5 protein-coding genes are annotated in these 2,149 nt (G+C 55.8%); 2 read left to right on the forward strand and 3 right to left on the reverse strand.

Going from position 1 to position 2,149, the window contains the following annotated elements:
• The first annotated feature begins 242 nt into the window (after nucleotides 1-242).
• Nucleotides 243-629 (forward strand): hypothetical protein, encoded by a 387-nt coding sequence (locus V7665_RS13485; protein WP_335665050.1) that lies wholly within the window; start codon nucleotides 243-245, stop codon nucleotides 627-629.
• Here V7665_RS13485 and V7665_RS13490 read toward each other — a convergent pair.
• From V7665_RS13490 to V7665_RS13500, 3 genes are all read right to left on the reverse strand, one after another.
• Entirely contained in the window at nucleotides 626-1,096 is a 471-nt protein-coding gene (locus V7665_RS13490; RefSeq protein ID WP_335665051.1) for a thermonuclease family protein, read from the reverse strand. The two genes, V7665_RS13485 and V7665_RS13490, sit on opposite strands and share 4 nt — an antisense overlap.
• Nucleotides 1,097-1,192: 96 nt before the next feature.
• The gene (locus V7665_RS13495; protein ID WP_335665052.1) at nucleotides 1,193-1,315 is read right to left on the reverse strand and encodes a hypothetical protein; all 123 of its coding nucleotides are present in this window, start codon (nucleotides 1,313-1,315) and stop codon (nucleotides 1,193-1,195) included.
• A gap of 24 nt (nucleotides 1,316-1,339) precedes the next feature.
• Complete coding sequence (locus tag V7665_RS13500; RefSeq protein ID WP_335665053.1) at nucleotides 1,340-1,462, reverse strand: hypothetical protein; 123 nt, start codon at nucleotides 1,460-1,462, stop codon at nucleotides 1,340-1,342.
• A gap of 239 nt (nucleotides 1,463-1,701) precedes the next feature.
• On the opposite strand from V7665_RS13500, the gene V7665_RS13505 reads away from it, so the two are divergent.
• Nucleotides 1,702-1,983: a hypothetical protein gene (locus V7665_RS13505; RefSeq protein WP_335665054.1), complete on the forward strand. Its 282-nt coding sequence runs from the start codon at nucleotides 1,702-1,704 to the stop codon at nucleotides 1,981-1,983.
• Nucleotides 1,984-2,149: the final 166 nt, after the last annotated feature.

Raw genomic sequence — 2,149 nt, forward strand, 5'->3', positions numbered from 1 at the left:
GACGATATTTTTCCATAGGTGATCCGATATCACGGCTTGCCGGATTTCGCATTATTTCTTGGCATTTTCCGGATCGGGCCTCTGTCCTACAACAATGGATTCTGCTAAGAGTCGGCTTATGAGAACTCTTGCCGCCAATCTTGCGCAACCTTCTGCAAAGGCGCTGGAAATGATGTTTTTGGCCGGGGTGTGTTTTTTTCTTTTAACCGTATAAACTTTGTAAAGTTCAGGTTGGTGCCACGATGAAATTTGTCCGAATCATTTTTGCTCTCGCTGCCGCCTGGGGCTTGCTCGCGCTGGTCCCCGGCCTGTTTGTCGAGGCGGGCGGCGGACCGTCGCCGGTGATCGCCGGGCCGGAATATTATTACGGCTTTACCGGGCTAGCGCTGGTGTTCCAGCTGATTTTCATCATGATCGCCATCGATCCCGTCCGCTATCGCCCGCTGATCCTGATCGCGATACTGGAAAAACTGGCCTTTTTCCTGCCGGTCACGATCCTCTATTGGCAGGGAAGGGTGGCGATCGGTCCGGTATTTTTCGGCGCCATGGTCGACGGATTGCTCATGCTGCTGTTTGCCCTGGCCTGGTTTCTGTCGCGGAGGACAGGGCAGGCGATTCAGCCGCTCTAGCACCAGTCGCGGCGATAGCCCTGCCAGCGTTCGGCCAGCCCCTCGGCGACCAATATGTCGCCCAGGCTCTGGCCATCGCGGGTGATGATCCGCAGGTCGCGGCCATATTTGTCCTGGTCGCGGTCGATCGATTGCAGCGAGAAGCTCCCCTGATTGAGCAAGGCCTGCAGCCGCATCTTGGCGCGCTCGCCCAGCTGCCTCTCGGAGGCGCAGCCGGGGCTGGATATTTCCGGGGTGTTGATATCGGCGATGCGGATCTTGCGGCCCTCGAACCAGATGGTGTCGCCGTCGACGACGCAGGTGATACGCTCGGGGCCAAAGCAGATGCCGAAGCTGGCGCGGTTCGGATCGATGACGACTGCGGCGGTTGTCGCTGCCGTTCCGCCGCTCAGGAAGATCGCCAGAAACAGCGCCGTGCACATAGCGACGGTAATGATGATGAAAGTGGGCCAGCGTAGGTTGTTCACCGGCTGATAAATAGCGGGCAGATGTTAAAAGAGGTTAAACTCGGCGGTCAGAATAGCGGGGCAGGCGGCTGATGCCGGTCGGGGCATCTTCGGTGATCAGATCACCAAAGATGCGCTGTTGTTCACTGCGGGGCCGATCGAGGCGCTGAGCAGGATGGCAGCCGAAACGAAAGAGGCAAAGGCTGCGGCGAGACGGTTTTGAAGTTTCGAGGACAACATATTCTGGGTTCCTTTATAATTGGGTTAAGCGACCAGAGCGGCGGCATTGTTCATGGCGGGGGCGATCGAAGCGCTGACGAAAATTGCGGCGGTGATAATTGCGGCAAAAGCGGCGGCGACTTGGTTCTGGATGTTTGCGTTGGTCATGTTGAATTTCCTTTTTGGTTTAAATCGGTGCTTCGAAAATTGTTTTACGAAGATGCCAATCGCATTGCACAGGCCGTGCCAGTTTTGGAAAATCTATATATAACAGTTGGATAGCTATATTCGCCGGTCAGGCCAATATGAACCGAAACTGAATAATGGGGAAATATGCCAATATTTGGCATCAGTAAATATTGTCGGGCTGGACAAGTTGTTAATATCGGGCTGCTATCGACAAGCCCATGTTCGGACCGCGCATCTCTCGAGTCTTTGCCAGTCGTGGCCACGCCTTGTGGTGGTCGGCGATGGTGCTGGTCACCGCTTATTGCGTTGCGATGGATCCGCCTGCCGAAGTGGCGCCTGCGCCAGATGCTGCGCAGGTCAAGGCCAGGTCGGAAAACAAGCCGGCAGATCCATGGGCGCATATCGATGATGCCGGAAAGGCCAGGGCGGAAAAGAAACCGGCGGACACCTGGACCGAATTGCAGGATGTCGCCAAGCAGCGCGAAGAACTGCTACACTGAATGTGAACCATGGCCGTGTCGCCAGAATGAAGCGATGCTGCCGTCTGCAATTTATATTGTGTCCCGAGCAATCTGCTCTATAAATTGCACATGAAAACAACCGCTATCTATCTGCTCTCATTGACCTTTCTCTGTGCAGGCGGGGCGTCGCTCGCCCAGGCCCGTG

Source organism: Parasphingorhabdus sp. (genome assembly GCF_036964675.1).
Lineage (GTDB): Bacteria > Pseudomonadota > Alphaproteobacteria > Sphingomonadales > Sphingomonadaceae > Parasphingorhabdus.

Coding starts and splice junctions, on each gene's coding strand:
- V7665_RS13485 (WP_335665050.1), top strand. CDS start 243: ATGAAATTTGTCCGAATCATTTTTGCTCTCGCTGCCGCCTGGGGCTTG.
- V7665_RS13495 (WP_335665052.1), bottom strand. CDS start 1,315: ATGTTGTCCTCGAAACTTCAAAACCGTCTCGCCGCAGCCTTTGCCTCT.
- V7665_RS13500 (WP_335665053.1), bottom strand. CDS start 1,462: ATGACCAACGCAAACATCCAGAACCAAGTCGCCGCCGCTTTTGCCGCA.
- V7665_RS13505 (WP_335665054.1), top strand. CDS start 1,702: ATGTTCGGACCGCGCATCTCTCGAGTCTTTGCCAGTCGTGGCCACGCC.